This window comes from Thauera sp. (genome assembly GCF_047601425.1).
Lineage (GTDB): Bacteria > Pseudomonadota > Gammaproteobacteria > Burkholderiales > Rhodocyclaceae > Thauera.
The window spans coordinates 258,692-276,536 of record NZ_JASGJL010000001.1 but is presented as its reverse complement, the minus strand read 5'-3'; the positions used below and the strand labels follow the sequence as shown (position 1 = coordinate 276,536).

At 65.8% G+C, this 17,845-nt stretch carries 17 protein-coding genes; 10 read left to right on the top strand and 7 right to left on the bottom strand.

The features are described 5' to 3' along the window. On the top strand, nt 1-681 hold the full coding sequence (locus QM748_RS01385; RefSeq protein WP_415245295.1) for a sulfite oxidase heme-binding subunit YedZ: 681 nt from the start codon (nt 1-3) through the stop codon (nt 679-681). Nucleotides 682-692: 11 nt separating this feature from the next. Here the strand turns inward: QM748_RS01385 and QM748_RS01380 are convergent, their stop codons facing one another. From QM748_RS01380 to yjgA, 3 genes are read right to left on the bottom strand one after another with little or no spacing between them, the layout of a single operon-like run. Then, nucleotides 693-1,877: a methyltransferase gene (locus tag QM748_RS01380; protein WP_415245294.1), complete on the bottom strand. Its 1,185-nt coding sequence runs from the start codon at nt 1,875-1,877 to the stop codon at nt 693-695. After that, the gene (gene mog / locus QM748_RS01375) at nt 1,874-2,464 is read right to left on the bottom strand and encodes a molybdopterin adenylyltransferase (RefSeq protein ID WP_415245293.1); all 591 of its coding nucleotides are present in this window, start codon (nt 2,462-2,464) and stop codon (nt 1,874-1,876) included. The genes QM748_RS01380 and mog overlap by 4 nt, the downstream gene beginning before the upstream one ends. A 55-nt stretch (nt 2,465-2,519) precedes the next feature. Next, nucleotides 2,520-3,107 (bottom strand): ribosome biogenesis factor YjgA, encoded by a 588-nt coding sequence (yjgA, locus tag QM748_RS01370; protein ID WP_415245292.1) that lies wholly within the window; start codon nt 3,105-3,107, stop codon nt 2,520-2,522. Nucleotides 3,108-3,169: 62 nt separating this feature from the next. On the opposite strand from yjgA, the gene pmbA reads away from it, so the two are divergent. Both pmbA and QM748_RS01360 read left to right on the top strand, forming a co-directional pair. Then, nucleotides 3,170-4,516: a metalloprotease PmbA gene (gene pmbA / locus QM748_RS01365; protein ID WP_415245291.1), complete on the top strand. Its 1,347-nt coding sequence runs from the start codon at nt 3,170-3,172 to the stop codon at nt 4,514-4,516. A 49-nt stretch (nt 4,517-4,565) separates the two neighbouring features. Next, on the top strand, nt 4,566-5,699 hold the full coding sequence (locus QM748_RS01360; RefSeq protein WP_415245290.1) for a TRAP transporter substrate-binding protein: 1,134 nt from the start codon (nt 4,566-4,568) through the stop codon (nt 5,697-5,699). Nucleotides 5,700-5,804: 105 nt separating this feature from the next. On the opposite strand, the gene QM748_RS01355 is transcribed toward QM748_RS01360, so the two are convergent. Further along, nucleotides 5,805-7,448: a TRAP transporter large permease gene (locus QM748_RS01355; protein WP_415245289.1), complete on the bottom strand. Its 1,644-nt coding sequence runs from the start codon at nt 7,446-7,448 to the stop codon at nt 5,805-5,807. Then, nucleotides 7,445-8,053, bottom strand: coding sequence for a TRAP transporter small permease subunit (locus QM748_RS01350; RefSeq protein ID WP_415245288.1), 609 nt, complete (start codon nt 8,051-8,053; stop codon nt 7,445-7,447). The genes QM748_RS01355 and QM748_RS01350 overlap by 4 nt, the downstream gene beginning before the upstream one ends. Nucleotides 8,054-8,192: 139 nt before the next feature. On the opposite strand from QM748_RS01350, the gene QM748_RS01345 reads away from it, so the two are divergent. From QM748_RS01345 to ribD, 7 genes are all read left to right on the top strand, one after another. Continuing rightward, nucleotides 8,193-8,861 carry a histidine phosphatase family protein gene (locus tag QM748_RS01345; protein ID WP_415245287.1) on the top strand — a complete coding sequence of 223 codons (669 nt, stop codon included), beginning with the start codon at nt 8,193-8,195 and terminating at the stop codon, nt 8,859-8,861. A 118-nt stretch (nt 8,862-8,979) separates the two neighbouring features. Beyond that, complete coding sequence (locus QM748_RS01340) at nt 8,980-10,062, top strand: TRAP transporter substrate-binding protein (RefSeq protein ID WP_415245286.1); 1,083 nt, start codon at nt 8,980-8,982, stop codon at nt 10,060-10,062. Nucleotides 10,063-10,206: 144 nt separating this feature from the next. Continuing rightward, the gene (locus QM748_RS01335; protein ID WP_415245285.1) at nt 10,207-10,821 is read left to right on the top strand and encodes a TRAP transporter small permease subunit; all 615 of its coding nucleotides are present in this window, start codon (nt 10,207-10,209) and stop codon (nt 10,819-10,821) included. Next, nucleotides 10,818-12,518: a TRAP transporter large permease gene (locus tag QM748_RS01330; protein ID WP_415245284.1), complete on the top strand. Its 1,701-nt coding sequence runs from the start codon at nt 10,818-10,820 to the stop codon at nt 12,516-12,518. The genes QM748_RS01335 and QM748_RS01330 overlap by 4 nt, the downstream gene beginning before the upstream one ends. Nucleotides 12,519-12,618: 100 nt before the next feature. Continuing rightward, entirely contained in the window at nt 12,619-13,869 is a 1,251-nt protein-coding gene (gene glyA, locus QM748_RS01325) for a serine hydroxymethyltransferase (protein WP_415245283.1), read from the top strand. Nucleotides 13,870-13,918: 49 nt separating this feature from the next. Beyond that, on the top strand, nt 13,919-14,431 hold the full coding sequence (nrdR, locus tag QM748_RS01320) for a transcriptional regulator NrdR (RefSeq protein ID WP_415245282.1): 513 nt from the start codon (nt 13,919-13,921) through the stop codon (nt 14,429-14,431). Then, nucleotides 14,412-15,521: a bifunctional diaminohydroxyphosphoribosylaminopyrimidine deaminase/5-amino-6-(5-phosphoribosylamino)uracil reductase RibD gene (gene ribD / locus QM748_RS01315; RefSeq protein ID WP_415245281.1), complete on the top strand. Its 1,110-nt coding sequence runs from the start codon at nt 14,412-14,414 to the stop codon at nt 15,519-15,521. The genes nrdR and ribD overlap by 20 nt, the downstream gene beginning before the upstream one ends. Nucleotides 15,522-15,562: 41 nt before the next feature. Here the strand turns inward: ribD and QM748_RS01310 are convergent, their stop codons facing one another. Further along, entirely contained in the window at nt 15,563-16,321 is a 759-nt protein-coding gene (locus QM748_RS01310) for a HesA/MoeB/ThiF family protein (RefSeq protein WP_415245280.1), read from the bottom strand. Nucleotides 16,322-16,450: 129 nt separating this feature from the next. After that, nucleotides 16,451-17,836, bottom strand: coding sequence for a S41 family peptidase (locus tag QM748_RS01305; RefSeq protein ID WP_415245279.1), 1,386 nt, complete (start codon nt 17,834-17,836; stop codon nt 16,451-16,453). Nucleotides 17,837-17,845: the final 9 nt, after the last annotated feature.

Below are 17,845 nucleotides of genomic sequence, written 5' to 3'. Positions count from 1 at the left end.
ATGCCGAACTTCCTGCGCGCGCCTTCTGCGCCACTGATCACCTTGTTCAAGGCCATCGTCTTCATCGCCTGCCTGGTCCCCGCCGGACAACTGGCGCTGGGCTGGCAGAACGACAGCCTCGGCGCCAATCCCATCGAAACCATCACCCGCGCCAGCGGCGAATGGACGTTGCGCCTGCTGCTGATCACGCTCGCAGTCAGCCCGCTGCGCCGTTACAGCGGACTGCACTGGCTGATCCGGCTGCGGCGCATGCTGGGGCTGTTCGCCTTCGCCTACGCTGCCGCACATTTCTCCACCTATATCTGGCTGGACCAGTTCTTCGACTGGCAGGCGATTGCACGCGACATCCTCGACCGTCCCTTCATCAGCGTCGGTTTCGCCGCCTTCGTGCTGCTGGTCCCGCTCGCCGTCACTTCGAACAAGGCCGCAGTGCGCCGCATGGGCGGCCGGCGCTGGCAGTCGCTGCACCGCTCGAGCTACGCCATCGCCATCCTCGGCGTGGTGCATTTCTGGTGGCTGGTGAAGGCCGACCTGCTCAAGCCCTTCATTTATGCCCTGATCCTCGCCGCCCTGCTCGGCGTTCGCGCCTGGTGGCGCGAGCAGGAACGCCGCCGCCAGCTGTCGGTGCCGCCGCCGGCGAAGCACCTGGAGCGGCCAATGATCCGGATCGTGCAGAAGTAGAAGCTCGACGCTCAGGCTGCTCCCAGCCGCCACAACGAAGTCGTTTCCGCTGCCCGTGCCGCATGCAAGGGATCGTCCGCATCGGCAGCCTTGGCGTGGCGCGGGCGGATGTCTTCGCGGCCGAGCGCCCTCAGGCCGGCATCGCGGATCCAGCCGAGCAGTTCGTCGCGGCTGCGCAGGCCGAGGTGTTCGGCGAGGTCGGACAGGATCAGCCAGCCTTCGCCGCCCGGCTCCAGGTGCGCCCGCAAACCGTGCAGGAAGCCGCGCAGCATGGCGCTGCCGGGATCGTATACGGCGTGCTCGATCGCGGAAGTGGGCTTGGCCGGTACCCAGGGCGGGTTGCATACCACCAGCGGGGCGCGGCCGGCAGGGAAAAGATCTGCCTCGACCACGTCGACCTGCGCGGACAAGCCCAGGCGCGTGAGATTGTCGCGGGCGCAGCCGATGGCACGCGGCAACAGCTCGGTCGCCACCACGCGCTGCACGCCGCGGCGCGCCAGCAGCGCGGCGATGACGCCGGTGCCCGTGCCGATGTCGAAGGCAAGCGTCTTCGCCGGCAGGGGCGCACGGGCGACGAGATCGAGGTATTCGCCGCGGATCGGCGAGAACACGCCGTACCAGGGATGGATGCGCTCGCCCAGCGCCGGCACCGGAACGCCCTTGCGCCGCCATTCGTGCGCACCGATCAGGCCGAGCAGTTCGCGCAGCGACAACGCGAACGGCGCTTGCAGCAGGTCCGCGTGCTCGTCGCCGAAGGCTTCGGCCAGCACGTCGTGAACGTCGGGCGCACGGCGCAAGGCAATGCGGCCGCCGGCTTCGACCGGAATCAGCAGCATGCCCAGCGTCCGCGCACGCTGCGCCTGGGCCATGCGGTGGAGGTGGAAAGCCTCGGCCGCTGACGCGGGGGCCTGTGCCGCCTTCCTGCCCCTGCCGACGCTCTTTTTGCCCGGTCGACGGCCGGCACGGCGTCCCATGGCCTGCAGCAACTGGCGGGCATTGTGGTAGTCGCCCCGCCACAGCAGCGCCGCGCCTTCGCAGGCCAGGCGCCAGGCGGCGTCGGCGGTCAGCGTGTCATCGACGGGCTGAACCCGCTTCGGCGGCGCCTGGCCGCTTTCCGAGCGCCAGCGGGCGCTGTGCGCCTCGCCGTCCTCGGACCAGTGCAACAGCAGGGGCGCGCCGCTCGCGTCCGCGCTCATGCCTGCTTCGGCCGGATGGCGTTCTTGGGACGGAAGGCCTTGATCACCGCATCGTCGGTTTCGATGTAGGGGCCGCCGATGAGATCGATGCAGTACGGCACGGCGGCGAAGATGCCGACGTGGCGCACGGCGCCATCGGCATCGCGTACGCCTTCGAGCGTTTCGCGGATCGACTTGGGCTGGCCGGGCAGGTTGATGATGAGGCAGCGGCCGCGGATCACCGCGACCTGGCGCGACAGGATCGCGGTGGGCACGAAGTTGAGGCTGATGCGGCGCATCTCCTCGCCGAAACCGGGCATTTCCTTGTCGCCGACGGCCAGCGTGGCCTCGGGCGTGACGTCGCGCGGCGACGGGCCGGTGCCGCCGGTGGTCAGCACCAGGTTGCAGCCGGCCTGGTCGGCGAGTTCGGCCAGCGTGCGTTCGATCAGCGGACGCTCGTCGGGGATCAGCCGCGTCTCGACACTCCAGGGCGAGGTCAGCGCCTTGCCCAGCCAGTCCTGCAACGCTGGGATGCCCTGGTCTTCATAGGTGCCGTCGGCGGCGCGGTCGCTGATCGACACCAGACCGATGCGGATGGATTCGCTCATGGGAACAAGTCTCGTCGTGAGGGATTCGGGTGCAGCCGGCGAGGCGCGGCCGGCTTCAGGCGCGATCCGCCTCTTCTCCGCCGTCCTCGCCTTCCGCCTCGGCGCGGGCGGCTTCGATGGCATCATCCTGCGCCTGCTGCAAGTCGCGCAGCACGCGGAATATCTCGCGGAAGGCCTTGGGCGGCTTGCCGGCCTCGCGCTCCTTCAGCGCGTTGCGGCGCAGCGTGCGCAGGTACTGCAGATCGGCCTCGGGCCAGGTCTCGGCGATGGTGCCGATGGTCTGCTCGTCTTCCAGCAGGCGCTCGCGCAGGCGTTCGAGGCGGTGCATCTTCGCCACTTCGGCAGCGGAGTTGCCATTGAAGATGTCGAGCTGGGCCTGGATCGGCGCCGGGTCGATCTTGCGCATCAGCTTGCCGATGTACTGCATCTGGCGGCGGCGCGCCTCCATCTTGAATCCCTGTGCGGCACGCACGGCTTCGTACAGGGTATCGGGCAGCGGCACTTTCTTGAGGCGTTCGGACGACAGCGCGACGAGTTGCTCGCCGATATCCTGCAAGGCATGCATCTCGCGCTTGAGACTGCTCTTGCTGGGCGGCTCGACGATATCGTCTTCGTCGTGGGAGGGGCGCGAATCTGAACGCATTGCAGGTGGCTCGGAGCTTGGACGGGTTAAGATTATAGCCTTTGCCCGACAGCAGCCCGCCCATGTCCGACCAAGGCTTCTCCTTCTCCCAGGCGCATCTGCGCGAAATCGCCACCGACATCCTCAAGTATGCGAAGAAGCAAGGCGCCAGTGCCTGCGAGACCGATGTGTCGGAAGGCTTCGGCCAGTCGGTGGGCGTGCGCAAGGCGGAAGTCGAGACCATCGAATACAACCGCGACAAGGGTGTCGGCGTCACCGTCTACCTCGGCCAGCAGCGCGGCTACGCGAGCACTTCCGACTTCTCAAAGAAGGCGCTGAAAGCCACGGTCGACGCCGCACTGTCGATCGCCCGTTTCACCGCGCCCGATCCCTGCGCCGGCCTGGCCGACGCCGCGCTGATGGCGCGCGAGAAGGACATGCCCGAGCTGGACCTGTTCCACCCCTGGGCGATCGGCGTCGACGAAGCGATCGCGCTGGCCCGCCGCTGCGAGGAAGCAGCATTCGCGGTCGGCCCGCAGATCAGCAACTCCGAAGGCGCCGGCACCTCGATCCAGCAGTCGCACTTCGTCTCGGCCAACAGCCTCGGCTTCATCGGCGGCTATGCCACCACCCGCCACGGCCTGTCGTGCTCGGTGATCGCCGGCGAGGATGAGGGCATGCAGCGCGAATACTGGTACGACTCGCGCCGCGACCCGGCCGAGCTGATGAGCGCCGACGAGATCGGCCGCATCGCCGGCGAACGCGCACTGGCACGATTGGGCGGCAGGCAGGTCCGGACCTGCGAGGTGCCGGTGCTGTTCGAGGCGCCGCTGGCGGTCGGGCTGATCGGCAGCTTCGTGCAGGCCGTCAGCGGCGGCGCGCTCTACCGCAAATCGAGCTTCCTGCTCGACAGCCTCGGCCAGCAGGTGTTCTCGCCGCTGGTCAGCATTTCCGGGCGGCCGCACCTCAAGAAAGCCTTCGGCTCCAGCCCCTTCGACAGCGACGGCGTTGCCACCCGCGATCGCGAGGTCGTCACCGACGGCGTGCTGAACGGCTATTTCCTGTCCGCCTACTCCGCGCGCAAGCTCGGCATGCAGACCACCGGCAACGCCGGCGGCTCGCACAATCTGATCGTCAGGCCGGGCGACAAGGATCTCGCCGGCCTCGTCAAGCAGATGGATCGCGGCCTGCTCGTCACCGAGCTGCTCGGCCACGGCGTAAACTACGTCACCGGCGACTACTCGCGCGGCGCGGCGGGTTTCTGGGTGGAGAAAGGCAGGATCAAGCACGCGGTGGAAGAAGTCACCATCGCGGGCAACCTGCGCGACATGTTCCGCAGCATCGTCGCCATCGGCAACGATGCGCTGCCGCGCGGCGCCAAGCACTGCGGCTCGATCCTGATCGAGCGCATGAAGGTGGCGGGCCGCTGAGGCGGGCTGCCGTACATCGATACCTCATCACTGTCCTGAAGGAGTTCATGTGGAACGTCGTTCATTTCTGAAGAAGGCCGGTGCCGGCGCTGCGGCTGGCGCCGCCCTCGGCCTCGCGGCCTGCGGCAAGTCCGAACAACACGCAGCCCCCGCCGCCGCCTCCGCACCGGCCGTTCAGACCGGCCTGCCGTCGATCCAGTGGCGCATGACCTCGAGCTTTCCAAAGAGCGTCGACACCCTCTTCGGCAGCGCCGAGATGCTCGCCAACCGCCTGCGTGAAATCACCGACGGCAAGTTCGACATCCGCATCTTCCCGGCCGGCGAACTGGTGCCCGGCCTGCAGGCGCTCGACGCCGTGCAGCAGGGCACGGTCGAAATGTGCCATACCTGCTCGTACTACTACGTCGGCAAGGACAAGACCTTCGCCTTCGGCACCGCCGTGCCCTTCGGCCTGAACGCACGCCAGATGGACGCCTGGATCATCGCCGGCGGCGGCCAGGAACTGCTGGACGAGTTCTACAGCAACTACAACATCTACTCCTTCCTCGGCGGCAACACCGGCGTGCAGATGGGCGGCTGGTACCGCAAGGAAATCAACTCGCTCGAAGACATCAAGGGCCTGAAGATCCGCATCGCCGGCATCGGCGGCGAGATCCTTGCGCGCATGGGCGCCATCCCGCAGCAGCTCGCCGGCCCCGATGTTTACCCCGCGCTGGAAAAAGGCACCATCGACGCCGCCGAATGGGTCGCGCCTTACGACGATGAAAAGCTGGGCTTCCACAAGGTCGCACCGAATTACTACGCACCGGGCTGGTGGGAGCCGGGTCCGGTGGTGCATTTCTACGTGAACAAGGCCGAGTGGGACAAGCTGCCGAAGGAATACCAGGCTGCGTTCCGCACCGCTTCGCGCGAAGCCCACATCCTGATGACGGCAACCTACGACCACAAGAACCCGCAGGCGCTGGCCCGCCTGCTGTCGCAGGGCGTGAAGCTGAAAACCTTCTCGAACGAGATCATGAAACGCGGCTACGAAGTATCGCAGGAGCTGTACGCCGAGGAAGCGAAGAAGAATCCGGCGTGGGCCAAGATCTACACCGAATTCGAAAAGTACCGTAAATCTCAGAACGCCTGGTTCGGCGTCGCCGAAGGCAGCTACGACCGCTTCATGCAGTCGATCCGCTGAACGGAAGTGCCCGGCCTCGAGCCGGGCTGAACGCAGTAAAAAAATGGCCCGCGCTTTGCTGCGCGGGCCATTTTCATTCGTGCAGTTCGACGTATCGCACCATTCTCAGTCGCCCTGCAACTGGCGCAACAGGTCGGAACCGGCATCGTCCGCAGCCGGCGGCGCTCCGCCGCCGCCCAGCAACTCGTCGAGCTTCAGTTCCTGTTGCTCGCCCGGTTTCGGACTGCCGTCGCCATAGGAGACCAGATCAGGGAAAGCAATGATGAGGCCGACCATGCAGAGCTGGATGATGACGAAAGGCACAGCTCCCCAGTAGATCGAGGACGATTTCACCTTCTCCGGCGCCACCGAGCGCAGGAAGAACAACGCGAAGCCGAACGGCGGATGCAGGAAGGAAGTCTGCATGTTCACCGCGAGCAGCACGCCGAACCAGATCAGGTCGATGCCCAGCTTGTCGGCCACCGGCGCCAGCAGCGGCACAATGATGAAGGCCAGTTCGAAGTAATCCAGGAAGAAGGCGAGCAGGAACACCAGCACGTTGACCGCGATCAGGAAGCCGATCTCGCCGCCCGGCAGCGAAGTCATCAGGTGCTCGACCCACAGGTCGCCATTGACGCCGCGGAAAGTCAGGCCGAACACGCTCGAACCGATCAGGATGAACATCACGAAGCAGGACAGCTTGGTCGTCGAGTCCATCGCCTGCTTCAACAGGCCGAACGAAAGCCGTCCGCGCACCACCGCCATCACCACCGCGCCGACCGCACCCATCGCCCCGCCTTCGGTCGGCGTCGCAATGCCGATGAAGATCGTGCCGAGCACCAGGAAAACCAGGCCCAGCGGCGGAATCAGCACGAAGGTCACGCGCTCGGCCATGCGCGACAGCAGGCCGAGGCCGAGCACGCGGTTGATGATCGCGACGACGAAGGCAACGCCGATCGCCGCCATCGCCGACACCACCGCCATCTCGTCGCGCGGTGCGCCTTCGCCATAGAACCAGTCGATGAACAGCCACGCACCGGCCACCGACAGCACAGTCAGGACAGCGAGAGAACGCAAGCCGCTCGAGCCGTCGTCCTCGCGCAAGGTCCGCGCCTCGGGCGGCATCGCCGGCACATGGGACGGACGCACGATCGCGACAGCTGCTACGTAAAGTGCGTAGAAACCGGTCAGCATCAGGCCCGGCACCAGCGCTGCCTGGTACATGTCGCCCACCGAACGGCCGAGCTGGTCGGCCATCACGATCAGCACCAGCGAGGGCGGAATGATCTGCGCCAGCGTGCCCGAGGCGGCAATGACCCCGCTCGCGATGCGATGGTCGTAGCCGTAGCGCATCATGATCGGCAGCGAGATCAGGCCCATCGAGATCACCGAGGCCGCCACCACGCCGGTGGTCGCTGCCAGCAGCGCGCCGACGAAGATCACCGCAAAGGCGAGGCCGCCGCGGATCGGGCCGAACAGCTGGCCGATGGTGTCGAGCAGGTCCTCGGCCATGCCGCTGCGTTCGAGGATCAGACCCATGAAGGTGAAGAAAGGAACGGCCAGCAAGGTGTCGTTGGCCATGATGCCGAACACCCGCTCGGGCAGCGCCTGGAACAGCGCGCCGTGCAGCAGGCCGAGCTCGATGCCGATGAGGCCGAACAGGATGCCGTTGGCGGCCAGTGCGAAGGCGACCGGAAAGCCGAACAACAGGAACAGGATCATGGACGCGAACATCAGCGGCGCCATGTTGGCGATGATGAACTCGGTCATTTCGCACGCTCCTGTCCGACGATCTGGGCACTGTTCGCCTTGATCGCGGCGACCAGTTCCTCTGTGCCGGCGCCGGCGGACTTCTTGACCAGCGGATTCGGCCCGTGCCCGGTCAGAAAGGCGATGCGCTTGATCAGTTCGGAGAAGGCCTGCAGCACCAGCAGCAGCAGGCCGACCGGCAGCAGCAGCTTGACCGGCCAGCGGATCAGGCCACCATAGTTCTGCGACATTTCGCCCGACTCGATCGAGGTCATCACGATCGGCAGCGACAACCACAGGATCAGCACCGCCATCGGCAGCATGAAGAGCAGGATGCCGATCACGTTGACGATGTTCTGCCCTCGCGGCGACAGGCGGGTGGTGAGGATGTCGATGCGGACGTGCTCGTTGCGCAGGAAGGTGTAACCTGAGGCCAGCATGAAGATCGCGGCGAACAGGTACCACTGGATCTCCAGCATCGCATTCGAGCTGGTGTTGAAAAATTTGCGGGCGAATGCATTGCCGGCGCTGATCACGACCGCGATCAGCACCAGCCACATCACGCTACGCCCGACCCGTTCGTTGATCCAGTCGATCAAGCGGGAAATTCGCAGCAAAAAGGACACGGAAAGACTCCAGAAACGCACGGCAACGTGAACGGCCACGGCGCCTGTGCACGTCGGTGCGCAAGCAAATCCATCGAAAGCCCGTCATTATTTCACAGCCTCCGTTTTTCGCACGTACCCATTCATTAAAACGTCTTATATGGAAAATTCATCGATACCGCCAAGGACATGCCGGATCTGTCTCGTCCGCCATGGCGAAACGGCATGGAATACCGAACGCCGTCTGCAGGGACATCTCGACATTCCGCTCAACGAAACCGGACTCGCCCAGGCCGAAGCGACGGCGACACGTCTGCAGGCACTCGGCCATGGCTTCGCCGCGCTGTACTGCAGCGACCTGCTGCGTGCGCGGCAGACCGCTGCAGCCATCGCCCACCGGCAGGCATTGGAAACGATCCAGGACGAACGCCTGCGCGAACGCCACTACGGCCTGTTCCAGGGCCTGACCTATGACGAGGCCGAACGCCAGCACCCCGGGTTCTACCAGCGTTTCAAGGCGCGGGAACTCGATTTCGGCGTTCCGGAACATGGCGAAAGCCTGCTCGCCTTCTCCGCCCGCGTCGGCGCCGTGCTGAACGATATCGCCACCCGTCACGCCGGCCAGACCGTGCTGATCGTCACCCATGGCGGCGTGCTCGACATCAGCCGGCGGCTGGCTTGCGGCACCGCGCTGCATACGCCACGCGACTTTCCGATACCGAACGCCGGGCTGAACTGGATCGAGCACAGCGCCGGAAACTGGCAATTGCTGGCCTGGGCGGACGAGAGCCATCTCGGCGGAGCGCTGGACGAACTGCCCAGTGCATGACGGGCACAGCAAAATCGGCGATTCCGTGAATTATTAGGGTTTTCCGTGGTATCCGGGTGGCGAATAATTTCATCTATAATCGGATACAAATTTTCGATAGACAACAGAGGAGACGAACATGGAACGCCGTAAATTTCTGCAAGGCGCCGGCATGGCCGGCATTCTGGCCGCCGGTACCGCACCCGCCATCGTGCATGCCCAGCAGCTGATCCGCTGGCGGCTGGCATCGAGCTTTCCCAAATCGCTCGAGACCGTCTTCGGCGCCAGCGAAGCCTTCGCCAAGTACGTCTCCGACGCCACCGGCGGCAAGTTCGTGATCTCGGTCCACCCCGGCGGCGAACTCGTTCCGCCCTTCGGCGTGGTGGACGCGGTACAGCAGGGCACGATCGAATGCGCGCACACCGCGCCGTATTACTTCTTCGGCAAGGATGAAACTTTCGCCCTGGACTGCTGCATCCCGTTCGGCATGAACTCGCGCGGCATGAGCGCATGGATGTTCGAAGGCAACGGCCTGAAACTGCTGCGCGAGTTCTACAAGCAGTACAACATCGTCAATTTCCCCTGCGGCAATTCCGGCACCCAGATGGCCGGCTGGTTCCGCAAGGAAATCAAGTCGCTCAAGGACTTCGAGGGCCTGAAGTTTCGCGTCGGCGGCTTCGGCGGCCGCGTGCTGGCCAGGCTCGGCGTCGTGCCGCAGAACATTCCGGCCGGCGAGATCTACCAGGCGCTGGAAAAAGGCACCATCGACGCGGCCGAGTGGATCGGTCCCTACGATGACCTGCGCCTGGGCCTGCACAAGGTCGCCAAGAACTACTACTTCCCGGGCTGGTGGGAAGGCAGCACGCAGTTCTCGCTCTACATCAACGACAAGCAGTGGAACAGCCTCTCCGCCGAGTACAAGGCCATCATCGAGCAGGCTTCGCGCGCTGCCCACGTCACCTGCCAGGCCCGCTACGACGCCCGCAACCCGAATTCGCTGAAGCAACTTGTCGCCGAAGGAGCCAAGCTGGGCCGCCTCCCGAAGGACTTCATGGACGCCTCGTTCAAGGCCACCCAGGAAGTCTACGCGGAACTGAACGACACCAACCCCAACTGGAAGAAGGTCCACCCGGACTACGCGCGCTTCCTTGCCGACCAGTACCAGTGGATGCCGCTCGCCGAAGGCAATTACGACCAGTACATGGCCGCCCAGAAACTCTGAGCACGCTTGCCGCGAACGGGCCACGGCCCGTCGTCTTCTCCGCCGCCGCCAGCTCCGCGCTGACGGCGGCTTGGCTGTGCCTGCCGTTCATGCCGGCATGACAACGCGCACGAACAGCCAGCCGACCATCGAGAGCCCGACGCCATGCAGACATTGCTAGATATCTCCCTGATCATCGACCGGCTCAGCAGGCTGATCGGGAAATCCATCATCTGGCTGATCCTGGTCGCCACCCTGATCAGCGCAATCAACGCCATCATCCGCAAGGCGTTCAACATCGGCTCCAATGCCTTTCTCGAGATCCAGTGGTATCTGTTCGCCGCAGTGTTCCTGCTCGGCGCCGGCTATACCTTCCTGCAGAACGCCCATGTGCGCATCGACGTCGTGTCGAGCCGGCTGTCGCCGCGCACACGCATCCTGATCGACATCGGCGGCATCGTCTTCTTCGTGCTGCCGCTGTGCTGGTTCATGATCAGCTTCTCGTGGCCCATCGTCGCACAGGCCTACAACTCCGGCGAAGTGTCATCGAACGCCGGCGGCCTGATCCGCTGGCCGGTGTACGCGCTGGTACCGATCGGTTTCGCGCTGCTGGGACTGCAATCCTTCTCCGAACTGATCAAGCGTATCGCCTACCTCACCGGCCACGGCCCCGATCCGCTGAAGCTCGGCGGCGGCCATGGCGGCCAGGCAGAGGATCACGACCACGCCGCTGCCGACGCAGCGCATCCCGAGGCCAGCGACGAGGCGCGCAAATCATGATCGAATTCTTCACCTCCAACATCGCCCCGATCATGTTCGGGGTGGTCATGCTGTTCCTGCTCTCCGGCTTCCCGGTCGCCTTCTCGCTGGCCGCCTGTGGGCTGGTATTCGGTTTCGTCGGCATCGAACTGGGCCTGCTGCCGGCCACCCTGTTCCAGGCGCTGCCGCTGCGGGTGTTCGGCATCATGCAGAACGACACCCTGCTGGCGATTCCCTTCTTCACGCTGATGGGGCTGATCCTGGAACGCAGCGGCATGGCCGAGGACCTGCTGGAAACCGCCGGCCAGGTGTTCGGACCGATCCGCGGCGGGCTGGCGCTGTCGGTACTGTTCGTCGGCTCGCTGCTGGCCGCCACCACCGGCGTGGTCGCCGCGGCGGTGATCTCGATGGGCCTGATCTCACTGCCCATCATGCTGCGCTACGGCTACAACCCGGCCTTCTCCTGCGGCACCATCACCGCCTCGGGCACGCTGGCGCAGGCGCTGCCGCCGTCGCTGGTGCTGATCGTCGTCGCCGACCAGCTCGGCACCAGTGTCGGCGACATGTTCCGCGGCGCCTTCACGCCGGCCTTCATGCTGATCGGCGCCTATGCGCTGCTGATCATCGCGGTGGCGATCTTCCTGCCCAAGCTGGTGCCGGCCATGCCGCCGGAGGCGCGCACTTTCCGCGAAGCCGATGGCACCTCCGGCGGGCGCTCCCTGCTCGTGTTCAGCATCCTCATCATTGCCGCCGCCATCATCTTCGGTTTCTGGTACGGCGACATCCTCGGCTGGATGCAGGGCACCGAACCCCAGTCCCCGGCGCGTGACGAGACCGTGGTCGTCGCCATGACTTTCGGCACCATCCTGTCGATGATCCTGGCCGGCATCAACCGCCTGCTGCGGCTTGGCCTGCTGTCGCGCATGGCCCAGCAGTTCACCTTCGTGATGGTGCCGCCGCTGGCCTTGATCTTCCTCGTGCTCGGCACCATCTTCCTCGGCGTCGCGACACCGACCGAAGGCGGCGCGATGGGCGCGACCGGCGCGCTTCTGATGGCCCTGATGCGCCGCCGGCTCGATCTCAAGACGCTGCGCCAGGCACTCGAAGCCACCACCCGGCTGTCCTGCTTCGTGCTGTTCATCCTGATCGGCTCGACGCTGTTCAGCTTCACCTTCACCGCGGTGGACGGCAACCACTGGGTCGAACACCTGTTCGATCAACTGCCCGGCGGCGAGATCGGTTTCCTGCTGTTCGTGAATACCGTCGTCTTCCTGCTCGGCTTCTTCCTCGATTTCTTCGAGATCGCCTTCATCCTGCTGCCGCTGCTGGGACCGGTGGCGGAGAAGATGGGCATCGACCTGATCTGGTTCGGCATCCTGATCGCGGTCAACCTGCAGACCTCCTTCCTGACACCGCCCTTCGGCTTCGCCCTGCTTTACCTGCGCAGCATCACGCCGGTAGCGAGCTTCATCGATCGCGTCACCGGCAAGCGCATGGAAGGCATCCGCACCGGGCAGATGTACCGCGGCGCCCTGCCCTTCGTGTTCCTGCAGATCGTCGTCCTCGGCCTGTTGATCGCGTTCCCTCAGCTCATCACCGGCAGTCTGGACAAGGCGGTCGATGTAGACCTCGACAGCATCCGCATCGAGGCGCCGACGGGCGGCGGCGACGCCTGGGGCAGCGGCGGGAGCGATGGCGGCGACAACGGCGGGTGGTGAGCTCGGCCGGGACTGCATCGGCACGATGATCGCGCCCGCTGCAGTCCCGGGTGTGCGTGGTAACATCCGCTTTTAAAGCCAATCGTTACCGGTTCCGTCCATGTTCTCTTCGCAAGACACTCTCGCCAAAGTCGATCCCGAGCTGTGGGCCGCCATCCAGGCCGAAAACAAGCGTCAGGAAGACCACATCGAACTGATCGCTTCGGAAAACTACGTTTCCAGGGCGGTGATGGAAGCCCAGGGCTCCCAGCTCACCAACAAGTACGCAGAGGGCTACCCCGGCAAGCGCTACTACGGCGGCTGCGAGCATGTCGACGTGGCCGAGCAGTTGGCGATCGACCGCCTGAAGGCGCTGTTCGGCGCCGAAGCCGCCAACGTGCAGCCGAACTCGGGCTCGCAGGCCAACCAGGCAGTGCTGATGGCCTTCGCCAAGCCGGGCGACACGATCATGGGCATGAGCCTGGCCGAAGGCGGCCACCTCACCCACGGCATGGCGCTGAACATGTCGGGCAAGTGGTTCAACGTCGTCGCCTACGGCCTGAACGACAAGGAAGAGATCGACTACGACAAGATGGAAGCGCTGGCGCGCGAGACCAAGCCGCGTATCATCATCGCCGGTGCTTCGGCCTACGCGCTGCGCATCGATTTCGAGCGCTTCGCCAAGATCGCGAAGGAAGTCGGCGCCATCTTCTGGGTGGACATGGCCCACTATGCCGGCCTGATCGCCGCCGGCTTCTACCCCAACCCGGTGCCGCACGCCGACGTCGTCACCTCGACCACGCACAAGACCCTGCGCGGCCCGCGCGGCGGCATCATCCTGATGAAGGCCGAACACGAGAAGGCGCTGAACTCGGCGATCTTCCCCGGCCTGCAGGGCGGCCCGCTGATGCACGTCATCGCCGCCAAGGCCATCGCCTTCAAGGAAGCCGCCTCGCCCGAGTTCCGCAACTACCAGGAACAGGTCATCGCCAACGCCCGCGTGATGGCCCGCGTGCTGTCCGAGGAGCGCGGCCTGCGCATCATCTCCGGCCGTACCGAGAGCCACGTCTTCCTGGTCGACCTGCGCAACAAGAAGATCACCGGCAAGGCGGCCGAGGCCGTGCTGGGCAGCGCCCACATCACGGTCAACAAGAACTCGATCCCGAACGACCCCGAGAAGCCCTTCGTCACCTCCGGCATCCGCATCGGCTCGCCGGCGATGACGACCCGCGGCTTCACCGAGATCGAGGCCGAGAAGGTCGCCCATCTGATCGCCGACGTGCTCGACGCGCCGGAAGACCAGGCCGTGATCGAGCGCGTGCGCGGCCAGGTCGCCGAGCTGTGCGCCAGGTTCCCGGTGTACGGCAAGTAAGCCCGAACGCGGGGCGTGCCAGGCAAGCCCCGCGTAGCGCCTTCCGGCCATGAAATGCCCTTTCTGCGCTGACCCCAATACCCAGGTCACCGACACGCGCGAGAACGAGGATGGCGACGTCGTCAGGCGCCGCCGCCGCTGTCCGAAATGCGACAAGCGCTTCACCACCTACGAGCGCATCGACCTCAAGATGCCGCACATCGTCAAGCGCAACGGCAGCCGCACCGAGTTCGACCATACCAAGCTGGCCGGCAGCATGAAGCTGGCGCTGCGCAAGCGCCCCGTCACCATCGATGCCGTCGACGCCGCGGTGGACCGCATCGAAGCGCGCCTGCTGTCGCTGGGCGAGCAGGAAGTGCCGAGCGAGAAGATCGGCGAACTGGTGATGAAGGAGCTGAAGAAGCTCGACAAGGTCGCCTACATCCGCTTCGCCTCGGTTTATCGCAACTTCGCTGACGTGGATGAATTCTCCGACCTGATCCGCGAGGTGCAGCCCCGCTCGCGCCGCAGCAAGCCCGCCAAGCCCGGGCAGGAATCCGGCCATGACCTTTTCGGCGGCTGACCATGCCGCCATGGCGCGCGCGCTCCGGCTCGCCGCGCTCGGCCTGAACACCACTTCACCCAATCCTCGCGTCGGCTGCGTGCTGATGCGCGACGGCGCCATCGTCGGCGAAGGCTGGCACCACCGTGCCGGCGAAGCCCATGCGGAAATCCACGCCCTGCGACAGGCAGGCAGAGCCGCGCGCGGCGCCACCGTCTACGTCACGCTCGAACCCTGCTCGCACCACGGCCGTACGCCGCCCTGCGCCGATGCGCTGATCGAAGCCGGGGTTGCCCGCGTCGTCGCCGCCATGGAAGACCCCAACCCGCTCGTTGCCGGGCGCGGCCTGGCCCGCCTGCGCGCTACCGGCATCGTCACCGAGCACGGTTTGCTGGAAGCAGAAGCGCGCGAACTGAACATCGGCTTCGTCTCGCGCATGACCCGCGGCCGCCCCTGGCTGCGGCTCAAGGCGGCAGCCACGCTCGACGGCAAGACGGCGCTGGAAAACGGCGTCAGCCAATGGATCACCGGCGCCGAGGCGCGCCGCGACGGCCACGCCTGGCGTGCCCGTGCCTGCGCCGTGCTGACCGGCATCGGCACGGTGAAGGAAGACGATCCGCAGCTCACCGTGCGCGACGTCGCCTGCGAACGCCAACCCTTGCGTGTGCTGGTCGATGCCCGGCTGGACGTGGCTCCCAGCGCCCGCATCCTGCAGGGCGAGCCGATCCTGATCGCCACCGCCAGCGAGGACAGCACGCGCATCGCCAGCCTGTCGGCCGCCGGGCACCGGCTGATCGTGCTGCCGAACGCCGCCGGCAAGGTCGATCTGCCGCGCCTGATGAGCGAACTCGGCACGCTCGGCCTCAACGAAGTCCACGCCGAAGCCGGCTTCAAGCTCAACGGCTCGCTGCTGCGCGAAGGCTGCGTGGATGAGCTGCTGCTTTATCTGGCGCCGATGCTGGCCGGCGATGCCGCCCATGGCCTGTTCAATCTCGCCGCGCTGACACGGCTGGAAGATGCCACCCGGCTCGACCTCCGCGACCTGCGCCAGCTCGGCCGCGACATCCGCATCCTCGCGCGCCTGGCAACCGATCTGCCGGCGAAGCGATAAGCGCATCGTGCTGCGGCGCGGCCTGCAGCCTCGGCTAGGTTTCAGGCACCGGATTCGCCGCCACAGACGGCACAGCCGGGGTCGCGACCGAAACCGATGCTGCGCCACTCCATCGCCAGGCCGTCGAGCAGCAGCAGGCGCCCCACCAGTGGCGTGCCGCAGCCGATGATCAGCTTGAGCGCCTCGGCGGCCTGGGTCGTGCCGATCAGGCCGACGATCGGCGCGAACACGCCCATCACCGCGCAGCGCACCTCCTCGATGTCCTCGCCTTCCGGGAACAGGCAGTGATAGCAGGCAGCCTCGGGCTGCCTCAGATCAAATACCGACACCTGGCCGTCGAAACGGATCGCGGCACCGGACACCAGTGGCTTGCGCAGCTTCACGCAGGCCCGGTTGACCGCATGACGGGTGGCGAAATTGTCGCAGCAGTCCAGCACCACGTCGGCCGCCGCCACCTGCGCCTCCAGCGCATCGCCTTCGAGCCGCGCCGCCAGCGGCACGACCTCGGCGAGCGGGTTGAGGCGCTGCAGGCTGATTCGCGCCGATTCGACCTTGGGCCGGCCGACCGTCTCGGCCGAATGCAGTATCTGGCGCTGCAGGTTGGTGAGGTTGACGGCGTCGTCATCGGCAATCACCAGGGAGCCGACGCCGGCGGCGGCGAGATACATCGCCGCCGGAGAGCCAAGTCCGCCGGCGCCAACGATGAGAACCTTCGCGGCGAGCAGCGCCTCCTGCCCCTCCACGCCGATTTCCGGCAACAGGATGTGGCGGCTGTAGCGCAGCAACTGATCGTCGTTCATGTGAAGAGAAATGTGTGGATTGGCAAGGCAAACAAAAAGGCCGGATACCTGCCATCGTGGGCAGATATCCGGCACATGCCGACCGCCTGCTCAAGGGCGCCCCTGAGCAGGCGGTCGGGACAGGGTATTTCAGGGTTTCGGTTCAGGCTTCTTGCCCTGAACGATCTGCAGGCCCTTGAGCAGGTTGATCGCCTGCTGCAGCTGGTGGTCGTCCTTGCCGGCAAGCTCGAAGCGCACCGGTTCGGCCTCGTCGTCGGCGCCGTCCTTCTGCCCGGCCTCCCTGGCCTTGAGCTCGGCCTCGGGATCCTTGTCGTTGCCCAGGTGGCCCTGCAGGTCGGCTTCGCGGACCCGGCGGTTCGAGCCATTGGCACTTTCCTCGACGACGATGTCGGGTTCGATGCCCTTGGCCTGGATCGAGCGTCCGCTCGGCGTGTAGTAGCGCGCCGTGGTCAGCTTGATCGCGGTGCTGTTGTCGAGCGGCAGGATGGTCTGCACCGAGCCCTTGCCGAAAGTCTGAGTCCCCATCACGACGGCACGCTTGTGATCCTGCAGCGCGCCAGCGACGATCTCGGACGCCGAGGCCGAGCCGGCATTGACCAGCACCACCATCGGCACATCCTTGATGCCCGCAGGCAGGCGGCCGAGGAAATCGTCGCGCGTGCCGCGCAGGTAGTCGTCCGGCATTGCGCGGTATTCGCGCTTGGCGTCCTCGGTGCGGCCGTCGGTGGACACCACCATCGCCCCCAGCGGCAGGAAGGCCGCGGACACGCCCACGGCGCCGTGCAGCAGGCCGCCCGGGTCGTTGCGCAAATCGAGCACCAGCCCGGCGAGCGGCTTTTCGGCACTCAGCTTGTTCAGGTGCTGGACCACCGAGGCCGCGGTGTTCTCCTGGAACTGGGCAACGCGCAGGTAGCCGTAACCGGGCTCGACGATCTTGGATTTGACGCTTTGCACCTTGATGACTTCACGCGTCAGCTTGAGCACGATCGGCCGCGCCTCGCCCTTGCGCATGATGGTCAGCTCGATGGTGGTGTTGGGCTTGCCGCGCATGCGCTTGACCGCGTCGTTCAGGCTCATGCCCTTCACCGGCGTGTCGTCGAGCTTGACGATAAGGTCGCCGGCCTGGACGCCGGCGCGGAAGGCCGGCGTGTCCTCGATCGGCGAAACGACCTTGACGAAGCCGTCTTCCATGCCGACCTCGATGCCCAGCCCGCCGAACTCGCCCTGCGTGCCGACCTGCAGCTCCTTGAAGGCCTCGGCGTCCAGGTAGGCAGAATGCGGATCGAGCCCCGACAGCATGCCGCTGATCGAATCGACGATCAGCTTCTTGTCCTCGACCGGCTCGACATAACCCTGCTTGATCGCATTGAAGACGTCGGCGTAGGCGCGCAACTCCTCGACCGGCAGCGGCACCTGGGTCGTGCGGTCGGCGTTGGCGGAAAAATTGAGACTGAGCGCCACGCCGGCGAACACGCCGGTCATGACGAGGCCGAGCTGTTTCAGCTTGCTGCGCATGAGAACTCC